Below are 1,551 nucleotides of genomic sequence, written 5' to 3'. Positions count from 1 at the left end.
GCAAGCCCGGCCTGATCGTCCCGGCCGCCGTGACCCTCGGCACGGCGGTGCCGATCCACATGGCGATCGGCGGAACGCTGGACCTGCTGCTCGGACGGCGCCATGGCCTCGACGCCGACATGGCGGACGCCGCCAAGGCCATCACCCGGGAAGTCCGGGCCAGCTACGTGGCCGAGGGCTGGAGCCTGCCCGCGTGAGGCTGCCGCGTTCCCTGCGGAGCCAGATGGCGCTCATCCTCGGATCGAGCGGCGTGGCGACGCTGGTGATGCAGCCATCTCAGCCTGCCCGCGCGCGTGTTGGCCGGACACGGGCCGACCTTCGACGTCCCGGTGCCTGGCTTCTGTCATCCATCGGTCCGCTCCTCTCCTTTCGGAAAGAACAAACCGCAGAGAGCTCAGGAAAGTGCAGGCGTATGCAAGAATATTCGCGGATGAAGAAGCATAGAGATTTATCGCACGATCACTTTTTCGTTCGTGCCGGTCTGCGTCCCTCCCACGGGTCGATGATCGGCACGTCGATCCCGCGCATATCGCTTCCATTGCGCGTCACCAGCGTCAACCCATGCACCAACGCCGTCGCGGCGATCAGGGTGTCGATCACCGGTCGGCTCCGGTCGGCGGACAGTTCACCCCACCGCCGTGACACCGCCGCGTCGATCGGCACGATGCGATCGGCGAAGGACTGCTCCATCCCATCCACCCAGGCCGCCAGCGACCGGGCAGCGTCAGGATCAGTGCGGCGCTTGATCGCGATGCCCTTGCGCAATTCGCCGATCGTCAGAACACTGATGAACAGGCTGTCCGCGTCCACCGCGTCGAGGAAAGCCATAACCTTCGGATCGGCCTGCTTCCGGCGCGTCTCGGACAGGACATTGGTGTCGAGCAGATAGCGCAGGCCACCGCTCAAATGACGATCTCGCGTCCCGTATCGCGTTCCCGAGGCACGTCGAAATCATCCATCTTCGGACCGCCGAGCAGCCACGCCTTGAAGTCCACGCGATGCGCCGTGAGAGCGCGGTAATCCTCGACGGACAGGATAACTGCCTTTTCCGCGCCATGGCGCGTGATCGTCTGCGGCCCTTCCCGGCGCGCCTGTTCGATGATCTCGCTCAGATGGGTCTTCGCTTCCTGAACCTGCCAAATCGCCATGTCACAGACTCCAACCAGAACGACCACAATATATCAGGGTCTAAGCATGCTTCGAAGTGAGTTCTGACCTCAAGTGCATTGGCCTCGAGTGAATTGGCCTCGGCCTCTCGCTCGTCGCCGATATCCTGCGCCGGCATGGCGGTACGCTGGATCTGCGCGACGCCCACCCAGCGGATTGCGGTCATCATCCATCTGCCAATGAAGGGACCCTCGGCGACGTCATGGCGATGACACCGCATCGAGGCGAAAGCGCAGAGAGCGCGGCCTCTCGCCCCCCATCGCCATGCCCCTTTTACCCCTCCGGCACCGCCGTCTCTCTCCCCGTCGGGACATCCCGCGCCCGCCCGCGCCGGACGATCCGCACCGCCGTCACCAGGCCCAGCGCCGGCGCGGCCGCGAAGAC

Annotated in this window: 2 protein-coding genes and 1 pseudogene; 1 reads left to right on the top strand and 2 read right to left on the bottom strand. The window is 65.1% G+C overall.

Annotated elements, in window-relative coordinates:
• Positions 1 to 197, top strand: a pseudogene (locus HUK84_RS17695) (DUF4410 domain-containing protein); the annotation flags it as partial.
• 262 nt (positions 198 to 459) lie between these two features.
• On the opposite strand, the gene HUK84_RS17690 reads toward HUK84_RS17695, so the two are convergent.
• Both HUK84_RS17690 and HUK84_RS17685 read right to left on the bottom strand, forming a co-directional pair.
• A complete protein-coding gene (locus tag HUK84_RS17690) occupies positions 460 to 906 on the bottom strand; it encodes a type II toxin-antitoxin system VapC family toxin (protein WP_218064449.1) in 447 nt (148 codons plus the stop codon).
• The gene (locus HUK84_RS17685) at positions 903 to 1,148 is read right to left on the bottom strand and encodes a type II toxin-antitoxin system Phd/YefM family antitoxin (protein WP_176641420.1); all 246 of its coding nucleotides are present in this window, start codon (positions 1,146 to 1,148) and stop codon (positions 903 to 905) included. The genes HUK84_RS17690 and HUK84_RS17685 overlap by 4 nt, the downstream gene beginning before the upstream one ends.
• Positions 1,149 to 1,551: the final 403 nt, after the last annotated feature.

The sequence above is a fragment of the Nguyenibacter vanlangensis genome, from assembly GCF_013376155.1.
Classification (GTDB): domain Bacteria; phylum Pseudomonadota; class Alphaproteobacteria; order Acetobacterales; family Acetobacteraceae; genus Gluconacetobacter; species Gluconacetobacter vanlangensis.
Note: the sequence above shows the minus strand (reverse complement) of the source record. Positions and strands in the feature narration are given on the sequence as shown.